The following is a 15,957-nucleotide window of genomic DNA, read 5'->3' on the forward strand; positions in this document are numbered from 1 at the left end:
GAACTTCTCCTTGAACAGAAGCGGCATCATAGCTCGCCCGTTATTCATAATTATGAATTCAGAATCACCTACAATCCAGCCCCATGCCCGCTGGCTCGCCTGACTCTTCTGCTCCGTTCCCGTCCACCGCCTTGTATGAACAGGTGGCAGACCGGCTGCGCCAGCGCATCCTGGGTCGCGAACTGGAGCCAGGCTCCTGGATCGACGAGTTGAAGCTCTGCGGCGAACTGGGCATCAGCCGCACACCGCTGCGCGAAGCGCTGAAGGTGCTGGCCAGCGAAGGCCTGGTGACGATGAAACTGCGCCGCGGCGCCTACGTCACCGAGATGAGCGAGCGGGACGTGCGGGAAGCCTACCAACTGCTCTCGCTGCTAGAAAGTGACGCCGCGGCGGAAGTCGCCACCCGGGCGAGCGACGCCGATCTGGCCGAACTGGGCGAGCTGCACCGCGCGCTGGAGGAGGCCTTGCCCGAGCGAGACGCCTTCTTTGCCGCCAACGAACGCTTCCACCTGCGCCTGCTTGAGATCGACGGCAACCGCTGGCGGCTGCAGATCGTCGGCGACCTGCGCCGGCTGATGAAGCTGAACCGCCACCACTCGCTGTTCCGGGAGGGACGGCTGGCGGAGTCGCTGGAGGAGCACCGCGCCATCGTCAAGGCGCTGCTTTCGCGGGATGCGGAGGCCTGCCGGCGATTGGTTGCCGCGCATTTTTGTAACGGGTTGAGCGCGACGCAGACGGCTTCGTGAAGGAAATGGGGCGGTCGTGAACTGCCACCGTTTGCTGCTTCTTATCGAAGTGTGAAGCAGCGCGTCCGTCACTAGCATGGCAGTCAATGGGTAAACCTCCCCCGGCCTGGGTGTCAGACGGCCGGCCGGACACCCGATTTCCGCCAACAGGCGCACGATTCGAGAACTTGTTCCTCAAGTCCTGCCCTGGAGGCCCGATAACCGACTGAAGCTCCAGAAACCCGGAGTTACAGGTTTGCTGATTTCTGGCGACCCGTACTCCCACGGAAACAAAGCCCCTGTGGCCTGCCACCGATCCCGGTGGGCCTCGCAGGACTGAAGACAAAAGCCCGGGCGTTCGGGGGCCGTTTTATCCGACGCAGAGCCGCTGCCTGAAAAGTCAGCGGCCTTCAGCACAACAGCAGGTGAAGCAGCCATGGCAACCGTCATCCCGTTCATTCCCGTTTCGCGGATTCCCGGCCTGTCCACGACCACGATCCGGGACTTCACGACCGAAGACTGGGCTGCCTTCAGTACCGACCAGTTGATCGCGTTGACGACGACGCAGGCCGCGGTCATCACCTCCACCGGGCTGTCCGTCCTCAGCAGCGACCAGATCCGCGCGTTCCAGACCGAGGACCTGCGCGCCATCACCACCAGCTCGCTGCAGGGCTTCCACTCCGACCAGATCGCGTCGATCACGACCGACCAGTTGCAGGGGCTGAGCAGCAGCCAGATTGCTGCGCTCACGACCGTGCAGCTCAAGGGCCTGGACGCCGCCGACATGGTGGCCCTCACCTCGGCCCAGGTCGGCGCGCTGACGACGGCCCAGGTCTCCACCCTGTCAACCGACCAGCTCTCCTCGCTGGAGGCCGCGGACGTCAAGTACCTGACCACGAGCGCATTGCGCTCGCTGTCCAACGCCCAGATCGACGGGCTGACCAGCGACCAACTGCGTGGTCTCACCACCGGCCAGGTCACCTCGCTGACCACCGCTCAGGTGCATGGCCTGAGCACCGATGAACTCAACGAGCTGACGAGCGACCAGATCGGCAAGCTCACCACAGGCCAGGTCAGCGCGCTGTCTGGCAGCCAGCTCAGCCACCTCACCACGGACAGCCTCAATGCCCTGGGCACGGGTCAGTTCGCGGTGCTGAACTCGACCCAGTTCGGCGCGCTGACGACCGACCAACTCTCCAAGCTGGAGACGGCCGACCTGCGCTCCGTGACGACGGCCGCCATGAGCGGCCTTTCTTCCGATCAGGTCAACAGCCTCAGCAGTGACGAGGTCGCCAGCCTCGGCACCAACCAGGTCGCCTCACTGAATGCCAACCAGGTCAAGGGCCTGACCGCCAACGACATGACCGCCTTGGGCACCGCCCAGGTCGCCGTGCTGAGCTCGGCGCAGATCCAGGCGCTGAACACCGACCAGCTCTCGGCCATCGACGCCGGCGACATGAAGGCGCTGACGACCGGCGCGTTGCGCGCCCTGTCCAACGCCCAGATCGACGGCCTCACGTCCGACCAGCTGCGCGCGCTGACGACCGCCCAGGTCAACTCGCTGACCACGGCGCAGATCCACGGCCTGAGCACCGACGAGCTCAACGAGCTGACCAGCGACCAGTTCGCCAAACTCGCCACGGGCCAGGTGCAAGCCCTGAGCGCCAGCCAGCTCAGCCACCTGGCCACAGACAACCTGAACGCGATGGGCACCGGCCAGTTCGCCGTGCTGACGTCCACCCAATTCGGCGCCCTCACCACCGACCAGCTCTCCAAGCTCGGCACCGCCGACCTGCGTGCCGTCACCACGGGCGCCCTGTCGGCCCTGTCGTCCGACCAGATCAACAGCCTGTCCACCGACGAAGTCGCGAACCTGGGCACCAACCAGGTCGCCTCACTGAACGCCAACCAGGTCAAGGGCCTGAGTGCCGGCGACATGACGGCCCTGGGCACCGCCCAGGTCGGCGTGCTGAGCTCGGCGCAGATCCAGGCGCTCAACACCGACCAGCTGTCGGCCATCGATGCCGGCGACATGAAGGCGCTGTCCACGACGGCCCTGCGCGCCCTGTCGAACGCCCAGATCGACGGTCTCACCAGCGACCAACTGCGTGCGCTCACGACCGCCCAGGTCAACTCGCTGACCACGGCGCAGGTCCACGGCCTGAGCACCGACGAACTCAACGAGCTGACCACCGACCAGTTCGCCAAGCTGGCCACCGGCCAGGTGCAAGCCCTGAGCGCCAGCCAGCTCAGTCACCTCGCCACCGACAACCTCAACGCCCTGGGCACGGGCCAGTTCGCGGCCCTGACATCGACCCAGTTCGGCGCGCTCACCACCGACCAGCTATCCAAGCTGGAAACGGCCGACCTGAAGGCCGTCACCACCGGCGCCCTGTCGGCTCTGTCGTCCGACCAGATCAACAGCCTCAGCAGTGATGAGGTCGCCAACCTGGGTACCAACCAGGTCGCTGCACTGAGCGCCAACCAGGTCAAGGGCCTGACCGCCAACGACATGACCGCGCTGGGCACCGCCCAGGTCGGCGTGCTGAACTCGGCGCAGATCCAGGCACTCAACACCGATCAGCTGTCGGCTATCGATGCCGGCGACATGAAGGCGCTGTCCACGACGGCCCTGCGTGCGCTGTCCAACGCCCAGATCGACGGTCTGACGTCCGACCAACTGCGTGCGCTGACGACCGCCCAGGTCAACTCGCTGACCACGGCCCAGGTCCATGGCCTGAGCACGGACGAACTCAACGAGCTGACCACCGACCAGTTCGCCAAGCTGGCCACCGGCCAGGTGCAAGCGCTGAGCGGCAGCCAGCTCAGCCACCTGACGACGGACAACCTCAACGCCCTGGGCACCGGCCAGTTCGCGGCCCTGACATCGACCCAGTTTGGCGCGCTCACCACCGACCAGCTCTCCAAGCTGGAGACAGCCGACCTGAAGGCCGTCTCCACGGGCGCCCTGTCGGCCCTGTCCTCCGACCAGATCAACAGCCTCAGCAGCGACGAGGTCGCCAACCTGGGCACCAACCAGGTCGCCTCACTCAGCGCCAACCAGGTCAAGGGCCTGACCGCCAACGACATGACGGCCCTGGGCACCGCCCAGGTCGCCGTGCTGAGCTCGGCGCAGATCCAGGCGCTGAACACTGACCAGCTGTCGGCCATCGACGCTGGCGACATGAAGGCGCTGACGACTGGCGCGCTGCGTGCGCTGTCCAACGCCCAGATCGACGGTCTGACGTCCGACCAACTGCGCGCACTGACGACCGCCCAGGTCAATGCGCTGACGACGGCGCAGGTTCACGGTCTGAGTACCGACGAGCTCAATGAACTGACGACCGACCAGTTCGCCAAGCTGGCCACCGGCCAGGTGCAAGCCCTGAGCGCCAGCCAGCTCAGCCACCTCGCCACGGACAACCTCAACGCGATGGGCACGGGCCAGTTCGCCGTGCTGACGTCCACCCAGTTCGGCGCGCTGACCACGGACCAGCTGTCCAAGATGGAGACGGCCGACCTGCGCGCCGTCACCACCGGGGCGCTCGCGGGCCTGAGTTCCGACCAGATCAACAGCCTGTCCACCGATGAAGTCGCCAACCTGGGCACCAACCAGATCGCGTCGCTGACGGCCAACCAGATCAAGGGCCTGAGCGCCGGCGACATGACGGCCCTGGGCACCGCCCAGGTGGCGGCGCTGAACAGCGTCCAGGCCCAGGCGCTGAGCACCGACCAGCTCTCGGCCATCGACGCCGGTGACATGAAGGCGCTGACGACCGGCACGCTGCGCGCCCTGTCCAACGCCCAGATCGACGGCCTCACGTCCGACCAACTGCGTGCGCTGACAACCGCCCAGGTCAACTCGCTGACCACGGCCCAGGTCCATGGCCTGAGCACCGACGAGCTCAACGAGCTGACCACCGACCAGTTCGCCAAGCTCGCGACAGGTCAGGTCCAGGCCCTGAGCGCCAGCCAGCTCAGCCACCTGGCCACGGACAACCTGAACGCGATGGGCACGGCCCAGTTCGCGACGTTGAACTCGACCCAGTTCGGCGCGCTGACCACCGACCAGCTGTCCAAGATGGAGACGGCCGACCTGCGCGCCGTCACCACCGGGGCGCTTTCGGCCCTGTCGTCCGACCAGATCAACAGCCTGTCCACCGACGAGATCGCCAACCTGGGTACCAACCAGGTCGCGGCCCTGAGCACGGCCCAGATCAAGGGCCTGTCGGCCGCGGACATGGTGGCCCTGACGTCGGCCCAGGTCGGCGTGCTGACCTCGGCCCAGGTGCAGTCCTTGTCGACGGATCAGCTCTCGTCGATCGAACCCGGCGATATCAAGGCGCTGTCGACGGCAGCAATCCGCTCGTTGTCGGTGGCCCAGCTGGATTCGCTGACCAGCGACCAACTCCGCGCGCTCACGTCGGCGCAGTTGAGCGCACTGACCACCAACCCGCAGGTGATCGGCATCACGACCGATGACCTCAATGTGCTGACGACGGACCAGATCGCCAAGCTGACGACCGGCCAGGTCTCGGCGCTGACGACCGACCAGCTCCACAACCTCGGCACCGACAACCTCAACGCCCTCGGCACCGCGCAGTTTGCCGTGCTGAACTCCGGCCAGTTCGGTGCACTGACGACCGACCAGCTCTCCAAGATGGAGACGGCCGACCTGCGCGCGGTGACCACGGCTGCCCTGCGCGGCCTGAGCAGCGACCAGATCAACGGCCTGACGACCGATGAAGTCGCCAATCTCGGCACCAACCAGGTCGCCACGCTGACGGCCAACCAGGTCAAGGGCCTCTCGGCCGGTGACATGACCGCCCTGGGCACGGCCCAGGTCGCCGTGCTGACGTCGGCCCAGATCCAGGCGCTGAACACCGACCAGCTCTCGGCCATCGACGCCGGCGACATGAAGGCGCTGACAACCGGTGCGCTGCGTGCCCTGTCCAACGCCCAGATCGACGGGCTCACCAGCGACCAGTTGCGCGCGCTGACGACTGCCCAGATCAACTCGCTGACCACCGCCCAGGTCCACGGCCTGAGCACGGATGAACTCAACGAGCTGACCACCGACCAGTTCGCCAAGCTCGCCACCGGCCAGGTGCAAGCCCTGAGCGCCAGCCAGCTCAGCCACCTGGCCACCGACAACCTGAACGCCATGGGCACGGCCCAGTTCGCGACGTTGAACTCGACCCAGTTCGGTGCGCTGACCACGGACCAGCTCTCCAAGATGGAGACGGCCGACCTGCGTGCCGTCACCACCGGCGCGCTCGCCGGCCTGAGTTCCGATCAGGTCAACAGCCTGTCCTCGGACGAAGTCGCGAGCCTCGGAACCAACCAGGTTGCCTCGCTGTCGATCGCCCAGGTCAAGGGCCTGACCGCCAACGACATGACCGCGCTGGGCACCGCCCAGGTCGCCGTGCTGAACTCGGCACAGATCCAGGCGCTGAACACCGACCAGCTCTCGGCCATCGACGCCGGCGACATGAAGGCGCTGACGACCGGCGCGCTGCGCGCCCTGTCCAACGCCCAGATCGACGGCCTCACGTCCGACCAACTGCGTGCGCTGACAACCGCCCAGGTCAACTCGCTGACCACGGCCCAGGTCCATGGCCTGAGCACCGACGAGCTCAACGAGCTGACCACCGACCAGTTCGCCAAGCTCGCCACCGGTCAGGTCCAGGCCTTGAGCGCCAGCCAGCTCAGCCACCTCAGCACCGACAACCTGAACGCCATGGGCACGGGCCAGTTTGCCGTGCTGACGTCCACCCAGTTCGGCGCGCTGACCACGGACCAGTTGTCCAAGATGGAGACGGCCGACCTGCGCGCCGTCACCACCGGCGCCCTGTCGGCCCTGTCGTCCGACCAGATCAACAGCCTGTCCACGGATGAGATCGCCAACCTCGGCACCAACCAGGTCGCCTCATTGAGCGCCAACCAGGTCAAGGGCCTGAGCGCCGGTGACATGACAGCCCTGGGCACGGCCCAAGTCGGCGTGCTGAACTCGGCGCAGATCCAGGCGCTGAATACCGACCAGCTCTCGGCCATCGACGCCGGCGACATGAAGGCGCTGACGACCGGTGCGCTGCGTGCCCTGTCCAACGCGCAGATCGACGGCCTGACGTCCGACCAGCTGCGCGCGCTGACGACCGCCCAGGTGAACTCGCTGACCACCGCACAGATCCACGGCCTGAGCACGGATGAACTCAACGAGCTGACCACCGACCAGTTCGCCAAGCTGGCCACCGGCCAGGTGCAAGCGCTGAGCGGCAACCAGCTCAGCCACCTGGCCACGGACAACCTGAACGCGATGGGCACAGCCCAGTTCGCGACGTTGAACTCGACCCAGTTCGGCGCGCTGACCACGGACCAGCTGTCCAAGATGGAGACGGCCGACCTGCGCGCCGTCACGACTGCGGCGCTCTCGGCCCTGTCGTCCGACCAGATCAACAGTCTCAGCAGCGACGAGGTCGCCAACCTCGGGACCAACCAGGTCGCTTCGCTGTCGACCGCCCAGGTCAAGGGCCTGACCGCCAACGACATGACGGCCCTGGGCACCGCCCAGGTCGGCGTGCTGAACTCGGCGCAGATCCAGGCGCTGAATACCGACCAGCTGTCGGCCATCGACGCCGGCGACATGAAGGCGCTGACGACCGGTGCGCTGCGCGCCCTGTCCAATGCCCAGATCGACGGCCTCACCAGTGACCAACTGCGTGCGCTGACGACCGCCCAGGTCAACTCGCTGACCACGGCGCAAATCCACGGCCTGAGCACGGACGAACTCAACGAGCTGACCACCGACCAGTTCGCCAAGCTGGCCACCGGCCAGGTCCAGGCCCTGAGCGCCAGCCAGCTCAGCCACCTGGCCACCGACAACCTCAATGCGATGGGCACCGGCCAGTTCGCCGTGCTGAACTCCACCCAGTTCGGCGGACTTACGACCGACCAGCTGTCCAAGATGGAAACGGCCGACCTGCGCGCCGTCACGACTGCCGCGATGTCCGCCCTGTCGTCCGACCAGATCAACAGCCTGTCCACGGATGAGATCGCCAACCTGGGCACCAACCAGGTCGCCTCACTCAGCGCCAACCAGGTCAAGGGCCTGAGCGCCGGCGACATGACGGCCCTGGGCACCGCACAAGTGGCCGTGCTGAACTCGGCCCAGGTCCAGGCGCTGAACACCGACCAGCTGTCGGCCATCGACGCCGGCGACATGAAGGCGCTGACGACTGGTGCGCTGCGTGCCCTGTCCAACCCGCAGATCGACGGCCTGACCAGCGACCAGCTGCGCGCGCTGACGACCGCCCAGGTCAATGCGCTGACCACCGACCAGATCCGCGGCCTGAACACCGATGACCTGAACGTGCTGACCAGCGACCAGTTCGCCAAGCTCGCCACCGGCCAGGTCGCCGCCCTGAGCGCCAACCAGCTCAGCCACCTGACGACGGACAACCTGAACGCCCTGGGCACCGGCCAGTTCGCCGTGCTGACATCCGCCCAGTTCGGCGGGCTCACCACCGACCAGCTCTCCAAGCTGGAAACCGCCGACCTGCGTGCCGTCACCACCGGAGCGCTCTCGGCCCTGTCGTCCGACCAGATCAACAGCCTCAGCAGTGACGAGGTCGCCAGCCTCGGCACCAACCAGGTCGCCTCACTGAATGCCAACCAGGTCAAGGGCCTGACCGCCAACGACATGACCGCCTTGGGCACCGCCCAGGTCGCCGTGCTGAGCTCGGCGCAGATCCAGGCGCTGAACACCGACCAGCTCTCGGCCATCGACGCCGGCGACATGAAGGCGCTGACGACCGGCGCGCTGCGTGCCCTGTCCAACGCGCAGATCGACGGCCTGACCAGCGACCAGCTGCGCGCGCTGACGACCGCCCAGGTCAACGCGCTGACCACCGACCAGATCCGCGGCCTGAACACCGATGACCTGAACGTGCTGACCAGCGACCAGTTCGCCAAGCTCGCCACAGGCCAGGTCGCCGCCCTGAGCGCCAACCAGCTCAGCCACCTGACGACGGACAACCTGAACGCCCTGGGCACCGGCCAGTTCGCCGTGCTCACGTCCACCCAGTTCGGCGGGCTCACCACCGACCAGCTCTCCAAGCTGGAGACGGCCGACCTGCGTGCCGTCACCACGGGCGCCCTGTCGGCCCTGTCGTCAGACCAGATCAACAGCCTCAGCAGCGACGAGGTCGCCAACCTGGGCACCAACCAGGTCGCCGCACTCAGCGCCAACCAGGTCAAGGGCCTGACCGCCAACGACATGACCGCGCTGGGCACCGCCCAGGTCGCCGTGCTGAACTCGGCCCAGGTCCAGGCGCTGAACACCGACCAGCTGTCGGCCATTGATGCCGGCGACATGAAGGCGCTGTCCACGACGGCGCTGCGTGCCCTGTCCAACGCCCAGATCGACGGCCTGACGTCCGACCAGCTGCGTGCGCTGACAACCGCCCAGGTCAACTCGCTGACCACGGCACAGGTTCACGGCCTGAGCACCGACGAGCTCAATGAACTGACCACCGACCAGTTCGCCAAGCTCGCCACCGGTCAGGTGCAAGCCCTGAGTGCCAGCCAGCTGAGCAACCTCGCCACGGACAACCTCAACGCGATGGGCACGGGCCAGTTCGCCGTGTTGACGTCCACCCAGTTCGGCGCGCTGACCACGGACCAGCTCTCCAAGATGGAGACAGCCGACCTGCGCGCCGTCACGACTGCGGCGATGTCCGCCCTGTCGTCCGACCAGATCAACAGCCTGTCCACGGATGAGATCGCCAACCTGGGCACCAACCAGGTCGCCTCGCTGTCGACCGCCCAGGTCAAGGGCCTGAGTGCCGGCGACATGACAGCCCTGGGCACGGCCCAGGTCGGCGTGCTGAACTCGGCGCAGATCCAGGCGCTGAACACCGACCAGCTCTCGGCCATCGACGCCGGCGACATGAAGGCGCTGACGACCGGTGCGCTGCGTGCCCTGTCCAACGCCCAGATCGACGGCCTGACGTCCGACCAGCTGCGTGCGCTGACGACCGCCCAGGTCAATGCGCTGACCACCGCCCAGATCAATGGCCTGAGCACGGACGAACTCAACGAACTGACCACCGACCAGTTCGCCAAGCTCGCCACCGGCCAGGTCCAGGCCCTGAGCGCCAGCCAGCTCAGCCACCTGGCCACGGACAACCTCAACGCCATGAGCTCGGCCCAGTTCGGGGTGCTGACCTCCACGCAGTTCGGCGGCCTCACGACCGACCAGCTGTCCAAGATGGAGACGGCCGACCTGCGCTCGGTCACGACTGCCGCCTTGGCCGGCCTGTCCAGCGACCAGATCAACAGCCTCAGCACGGATGAGGTGGCCAACCTGACAACCGCGCAGGTCGCCTCGCTCAGCGCCGGCCAGGTCCACGGCCTGTCCGCCGGTGACATGACGGCACTCGGCTCTGCCCAGGTGGCGGCGTTGAACAGCGCGCAGGTCCAGGCGCTGTCGACTGACCAGCTCTCGGCCATCGACGCGAGCGACATGAAGGCGTTGAACACGGCCTCGCTGCGCGCCCTGTCCAACGCCCAGATCGACGGCCTCACCAGCGACCAGCTGCAGGCCCTGACGACGACCCAGGTCAACGCGCTCACGACGGCCCAGCTGTCGAACATGAACACCGACGACCTGAACGAGTTCACGACCGACCAGTTCGCGAAGATGTCCACCGGGCAGGTCGCGGCGCTGACGGCCACGCAGTTCGGCCACCTGCAGACCGACGATCTCAACGCGATGGGCACGGCGCAGTTCGCCGTCATCAGCTCGACCCAGCTCGGCGCGCTGACGACCGACCAGTTGCAGGGTCTGGAGACGGCGGACCTGCACGCCGTGCAAGCCAGCTCGCTGGGCCTGCTCAGCTCCGACCAGATCGGCGCGCTGGAAACCGACCACATCGTCGCGCTGACCACGGCGCAGTTTGTCGCGCTGAACGCCACCCAGCTCCACGGCCTCAACGTCGCGGACATGGGAGCCCTGACATCCAGCCAGGTTGCCGTGCTGACCTCGACTCAGGTCCAGGCCCTGTCCACCGACCAGATCTCGGCGATCAATTCGGATGAAGTGCGGCTGATGAGCACGGGCACGATCCAGGCAATCTCCGATGCGCAACTCGGCGCGATGACCACCGACCAGCTCACCGGCCTCGGCGGACGCGTGTCGGTGCTGACGACCAGCCAGATCGCCCACCTGTCGACGGACGACCTGAACACCTTCAGCGCGGCGCAGTTCTCCGTGATGTCGTCCAACCAGGTTCATGCGTTCACGAACACCCAGGTCGCAGCGCTGGAGACCGACGACCTGCGCGCCCTGAGCACCGCCAGCATCGTGGCGATGACCAACGCACAGATCCAGGCCATCACGACGGACAGCTTCGCGACGCTGCGCGGCACGCAGATCGCTGCGCTGACCGGCACACAGGCCGCGGCGCTGACGACGGATCAGGTCCACGCCTTCACGACCGACCAGATCGGCTCGCTGTCGACCCACGACATCGCGTCGATGAGCATGAGCCAGCTTGACGCCCTGTCAGGCTCGGCGGTCGGCGAGATGAGCTCGGGCCAGCTGAACGCCTACTTCGGCGTCACCCCCATCGTGATGGACCTCAGCGGCACGGGCATCCACACGCTGTCCGCCTCGCAGGGCGTCAACTTCGACCTGCTGGGCACCGGCCAGAGCCACCAGGTCGGCTGGGTGGGTAGCGGCAACGGCCTGCTCGTGATGGACCTCAACCACGACGGCATCGTCAACAACGGCAGCGAGCTCTTCGGCATGGGCACCATCCTGCCCAACGGCCAGCACGCCAAGGATGGCTACGCCGCCCTGGCCGCCCAGGACACCAACCACGACGGCAGGATCGACGCCCACGACGCGAACTGGAAGGAGCTCAAGGTCTGGGTGGACGCCAACCACGACGGCAAGACCGATGCGGGCGAGCTCAAGTCGCTGGATGAGCTCGGCGTCGTCTCTCTGGACCTGAATGCCGCCAAGAGCAACACGGTGGACAACGGCAACCTGGTGGGCCTGATCTCGAGCTACACCACGAGCGACGGGGTCAAGCACGAGATGGCCGACGTGTGGTTCACCAAGGACGTGCAGCCGCAGAAGCCCGAGCACAGTTCGGACTTGTCGACCGTCAGCGTGCACGACGTGCTGACGGCGCCGACCACGCCGCTGCTCGGCAGCGAGCACGTCGACCTGGCCAAGACGGCAGCCCTGCCGACGACCGATGCCCACCTCGCAGCCATCGACCGCAAGCTGGCCGAGGACGACGAGCACCGCCGCAACGGGGCCAACCTGGTCTGAGGCCGGACGGCGGGCAGCGACCGATCTCCTGACGGCACGGCGACGCCGTGCCCCCAATCAGGCCCCGCGGAGCAATCGGCGGGGCCTGATCTTTTGGAGATGCCGCAAAGAAAGCAAACGGCCCCGCGAGCGGGGCCGTGCGACGGGACGTCCGGCGGCGCCCTCAGGGCCTGTCGTTGAGCAGTTCCTCGCACTCCAGTTGCGCGGCGGCGGCGGCCTGGGCAGCGATGCTGGCCGGCGCGACGGCCACGCGCTCGCCAGCCTCGACGAAGGCGGCCGAGAACTGGCGCATCACATGGTCCACGCCGCGCGGCGAGACCTCTCGCAGGTCGCCTTCGAGATACTGGCCAAAGCTCTGGGCGGACGAGATGATCTCGAAGGATGGGAAGTACTCCACGCCGTCGTGGGCATCCGCGAAGCGCCCGGCCACGGCCCGCAGCACGGCCTTGGAGTAGCTCGACGCGACGACCACCGGATGCGCGGTGGCCGTGGCCACCAGAGGGACCGGTGACACCGTGACGATCCAGCGCATACCCGGGTTCACGTCGGCCACGAATCCGCGCACCCACTCCAGATCGGCCAGGATCTCCGGGTAGTCGAAGTTCACGAAGCCGTGGCGCGCCGCGTCGAACTCGCCCGCCGCCGTGCCCGGGCAGACCGGGAAGACGATGCCGCTGCCCTGCTCCACCCAGGCCTCGGTCAGGCCCAGCGTGAAGACGAAGACATCGCACTCGCTGAACAGCCGCCGCACCTGGCGCAGGTGCCAGGCCCGGTCGGCCCGCAGGTCGGCCAGCGACGCATAGCCGCCGGGCTGGATGCGGGGGCGCAGGCCGTCGAAGAAGGCGCCGTCACCCGTCAGCACGGGCGGGTCACCCTCGCGCAACCCGAAGGCGAACTCCACGAGCTGGCGCAGCTGACGCACCGTGTAGACATTGGCATACCGTGCCGAGAACACGCCGTACTGCAGCTCGCGCGCCCGCTCGGGCGACACGCCCGTCGGCGCCTGTTCCACCACCCAGTGGCTGAGGCCGAAGCTCTCCAGCCGCCGGGCCATGTGTTGGGCGAAGCAGGAGCCGGCCGTCGCGATCTTGAGCGCCGGCTTCAGCTTGAACTTGGTGGCGGGCTTGAAGTCCAGTTGGCCCCAGGCCTGGGCGCTGACCGTCTTGCGCCAGAAGGCCTGGGACGGCATCTGTTCATACGGATGCGACATGCGCGAGCACCTCCCGGATCTGCGTGGCCAGCCCTTCGGCGTAGGCCTGGTTGCCATGCAGGCAGCCGCGGGCGTGCTCGGCCTTCAGGCCGCCGGCCGGCGTCAGCGAACCCGGCGGCGGCGGCAGGCTGTCCACGCCATAGGCGCGCAGACGCTCGGCCATGTCCGACAACATCAGCCTGTACAGCCGCGCGCGCGCCGCGAACGGCTTGATGCCATGCTGGGCGAACAGTGGCCCGAAGGCCTCGGGGTGGGCCAGGATGTGTTCCTCGGACTCGATGGGCGGCGGCGGCGGCAGGTGGACGACACGGGCCCTAGGGAACTGGCGACGCAGGGCCAGCAGCGTGGCGAACAGCGGCGCCGAGAACTCGCGCACCCAGGCTGTCGCGTCGGCCAGCGACATCCATGGCCGCCCCGGCAGGCAGTGGCTGACGGCATCGTTGAAGTCACCGTGTGCCGGGTCGTCGACGAGGGAGACGATGGCGTATTCGTGGCCGCGCATCAGCGAGAAGACAACCTCGGTGTCGGCGCTGACATGGCTCAACACGCGCCCCAACTCGTCGGGCAGGTACAGCACCTTACCGTCGAACTCGGGCGGCGGCCCGGCTGCAGGCGTGTTGAAGAGCACGTACTCGCCCTGCCAGCCCGACGGGCCGCCCAGGTCCAGCGGCCCGGTCACCGGCACGCCCGTCGCCCAGGCACGGTGGACAGCGTTGGCCGGCAGTTCGCGCACGAAGCGATCCGTGATGCCGAATAGATGCGAGCTGCCGATGAGCGAGTAGCGAGACATGGCCTGGACGGAAAGTGCCGACGATGCTAACAAGCGCCACCGGACGCCCAAGAGCACAGAAGGCAGCCAAACGGCCGCCAGATCAAGCCCAGTTCCAGCCATCGCGGCCGGCTGAGCGCTGTCACACTCGCGCCTGTCCTGGCCGATCATTTGCCCCATGAGCGACATCAGCATCGCATTGCCGGTCCACAACGCCCACCACACCCTTGCCGCCACGCTGGACAGCCTGGTTGCGCAAAGCCTGCGGGATTTCGAGGTCGTGCTGCTGGACGACGCCTCGTCGGACGACTCGCTGGAGATCGCTCGGCGCTACCAGGACCGTCTAGCGCTGCGGATCATCCGCGCAGAGCAGAACCTGGGCATCTCCGGCGCGCGCAACCGCCTGCTGGCCGAGATCGACACACCCTTCATCGCCATCCTCGACCACGACGACCTCTGCCATCCCGAGCGCCTGGCACGCCAGCGCGACTTCCTCGAGCAGCATCCCGAGGTCGACATCGTCGGTTCGGCCGTGGCTTATTTCTCCAGCCCGGCCGACCTTCCCGCAGGCCGGCAGGTACTGCGCCATCCGGCCGGCGATGCGGCCATCAAGACCCAGCTGCTGCACACGACCTCCATGGTCCACCCCAGCGCGATGGCCAGGCGCAGCTTCTTCAGCGATTGCGGCGGCTACCAGGCCGAGTTCTCCCCGGCCGAGGACTATGCGCTGTGGTGCCGCGCCGCCCTGCTCGGCAAGCGCTTCGCGAACCTCGATGAGCCACTGCTTTACTACCGCATCCACGCCAGCCAGACCAGCAAGGTGCAGGGCGAGCGCATGGTGCGCATGGACATCGAGATCAAGCGCCTCTACGTGCGCGCCCTGCTGGCCGGCAGCGCCGACACCGCGCTGCCCGAACTTTTCTGCCCCTACCTGCGCCACGAACCCCGCGTGCTGGCGGCCATCCTGCCGCAACTGATGCCGGCGCTGCTCAAGCTCGGCCAGCGCGTGGCCTGCCCCGACACCTACGCCCAGATCGTCGCCCAGGTGCTGGGGCGCTCCCTGCTGCCCGCCGCCTGAAGCCGCCGCCATGCCCAAGCCCTTCTTCTCCATCGTGATGGCCACCCACCTGCGCGCCGCGCCGCTGGCGCGCGCCATCGCCTCGCTGCGCGCGCAGACCTGCGCCGATTTCGAGATCCTGCTGGTGGCCGACGCGCTGGATGCCGACAGCGCCGCCGTCGTCGCCCACGACCTCGGCGCCGAGGACAGCTTTCTGCGCCGCAACGGCTGCCCCGGCCCGGCGGAGAGCCGCAATCGCGGCCTGGCCATGGCACGGGGCGAATGGGTCGTCTTCCTGGACGACGACGACACGCTGCAGCCCCATCACCTCTCGACGCTGCTACCGCACTGCCAGCGACCCGACGCCCAGGTGCTGTACACCGACGTGACCATCGTCACCGAGGACCGCCAGCAGCCCGGCATGCCCGAACTCGGCCGACAGGCCATGGCCCTGGGAACCCAGGACCCGGCCACGCTGTGGGTCAAGAACTTCATCCCGCTGCACTGCCTGGCCTACCGCCGCAGCCTGCTGCAGGGCCTCGCCTTCGACGCCCACCTCGCCTCGCAGGAAGACTGGGACTTCCTGCTCGGCGTCTGCGCCCGCGAGACGCCCCGGTTCGTCGCCGGTGGCGGCGCCGTGATGCACAAGGACTACGTCAACCCTGGCCAGCGCCGCGGCCAGCAGGAGGCCTCCAACAACACGACGGTGGTGCTGGATTTCCTGCACGTATACCGACGCTGGCCCGCGCCTACACCCGAACTCAAGGCGGCACGCGCAGGGCTGCTCCGCGGTGTCGGCCTTGATCTTCCCGTCGACTGGTTTTGAGCCTGACCTGCGCCGGTGCCACGCAGCTG

At 67.5% G+C, this 15,957-nt stretch carries 6 protein-coding genes; 4 read left to right on the plus strand and 2 right to left on the minus strand.

Annotated features, from left to right (window positions below; all coding sequences use genetic code 11):
• Positions 1-83: 83 nt before the first annotated feature.
• Positions 84-746, plus strand: coding sequence for a GntR family transcriptional regulator (locus ACG04R_RS22405; protein WP_394415847.1), 663 nt, complete (start codon positions 84-86; stop codon positions 744-746).
• A 415-nt stretch (positions 747-1,161) separates the two neighbouring features.
• Positions 1,162-12,066, plus strand: coding sequence for a hypothetical protein (locus ACG04R_RS22410; RefSeq protein WP_394415848.1), 10,905 nt, complete (start codon positions 1,162-1,164; stop codon positions 12,064-12,066).
• Between the two features lie 163 nt (positions 12,067-12,229).
• Here the strand turns inward: ACG04R_RS22410 and ACG04R_RS22415 are convergent, their stop codons facing one another.
• Together ACG04R_RS22415 and ACG04R_RS22420 are read right to left on the minus strand one after the other, a co-directional pair.
• Positions 12,230-13,276, minus strand: a complete 1,047-nt coding sequence (locus ACG04R_RS22415; protein WP_394415849.1) for a GSCFA domain-containing protein — start codon at positions 13,274-13,276, stop codon at positions 12,230-12,232.
• On the minus strand, positions 13,260-14,066 hold the full coding sequence (locus tag ACG04R_RS22420; protein WP_394415850.1) for a hypothetical protein: 807 nt from the start codon (positions 14,064-14,066) through the stop codon (positions 13,260-13,262). Before ACG04R_RS22420 ends, ACG04R_RS22415 begins: the two co-directional genes overlap by 17 nt.
• 157 nt (positions 14,067-14,223) lie before the next feature.
• Here ACG04R_RS22420 and ACG04R_RS22425 point away from each other — a divergent pair, with 157 nt between their 5' ends.
• Both ACG04R_RS22425 and ACG04R_RS22430 read left to right on the plus strand, forming a co-directional pair.
• Positions 14,224-15,123 (plus strand): glycosyltransferase family 2 protein, encoded by a 900-nt coding sequence (locus ACG04R_RS22425; RefSeq protein WP_394415851.1) that lies wholly within the window; start codon positions 14,224-14,226, stop codon positions 15,121-15,123.
• 10 nt (positions 15,124-15,133) lie between these two features.
• Positions 15,134-15,928 carry a glycosyltransferase family 2 protein gene (locus tag ACG04R_RS22430; protein ID WP_394415852.1) on the plus strand — a complete coding sequence of 265 codons (795 nt, stop codon included), beginning with the start codon at positions 15,134-15,136 and terminating at the stop codon, positions 15,926-15,928.
• Positions 15,929-15,957: the final 29 nt, after the last annotated feature.

The sequence above is a fragment of the Pelomonas candidula genome (genome assembly GCF_043555985.1).
GTDB lineage: Bacteria > Pseudomonadota > Gammaproteobacteria > Burkholderiales > Burkholderiaceae_C > Pelomonas > Pelomonas candidula.

Coding starts and splice junctions, on each gene's coding strand:
- ACG04R_RS22405 (WP_394415847.1), top strand. CDS start 84: ATGCCCGCTGGCTCGCCTGACTCTTCTGCTCCGTTCCCGTCCACCGCC.
- ACG04R_RS22430 (WP_394415852.1), top strand. CDS start 15,134: ATGCCCAAGCCCTTCTTCTCCATCGTGATGGCCACCCACCTGCGCGCC.
- ACG04R_RS22410 (WP_394415848.1), top strand. CDS start 1,162: ATGGCAACCGTCATCCCGTTCATTCCCGTTTCGCGGATTCCCGGCCTG.
- ACG04R_RS22425 (WP_394415851.1), top strand. CDS start 14,224: ATGAGCGACATCAGCATCGCATTGCCGGTCCACAACGCCCACCACACC.
- ACG04R_RS22420 (WP_394415850.1), bottom strand. CDS start 14,066: ATGTCTCGCTACTCGCTCATCGGCAGCTCGCATCTATTCGGCATCACG.
- ACG04R_RS22415 (WP_394415849.1), bottom strand. CDS start 13,276: ATGTCGCATCCGTATGAACAGATGCCGTCCCAGGCCTTCTGGCGCAAG.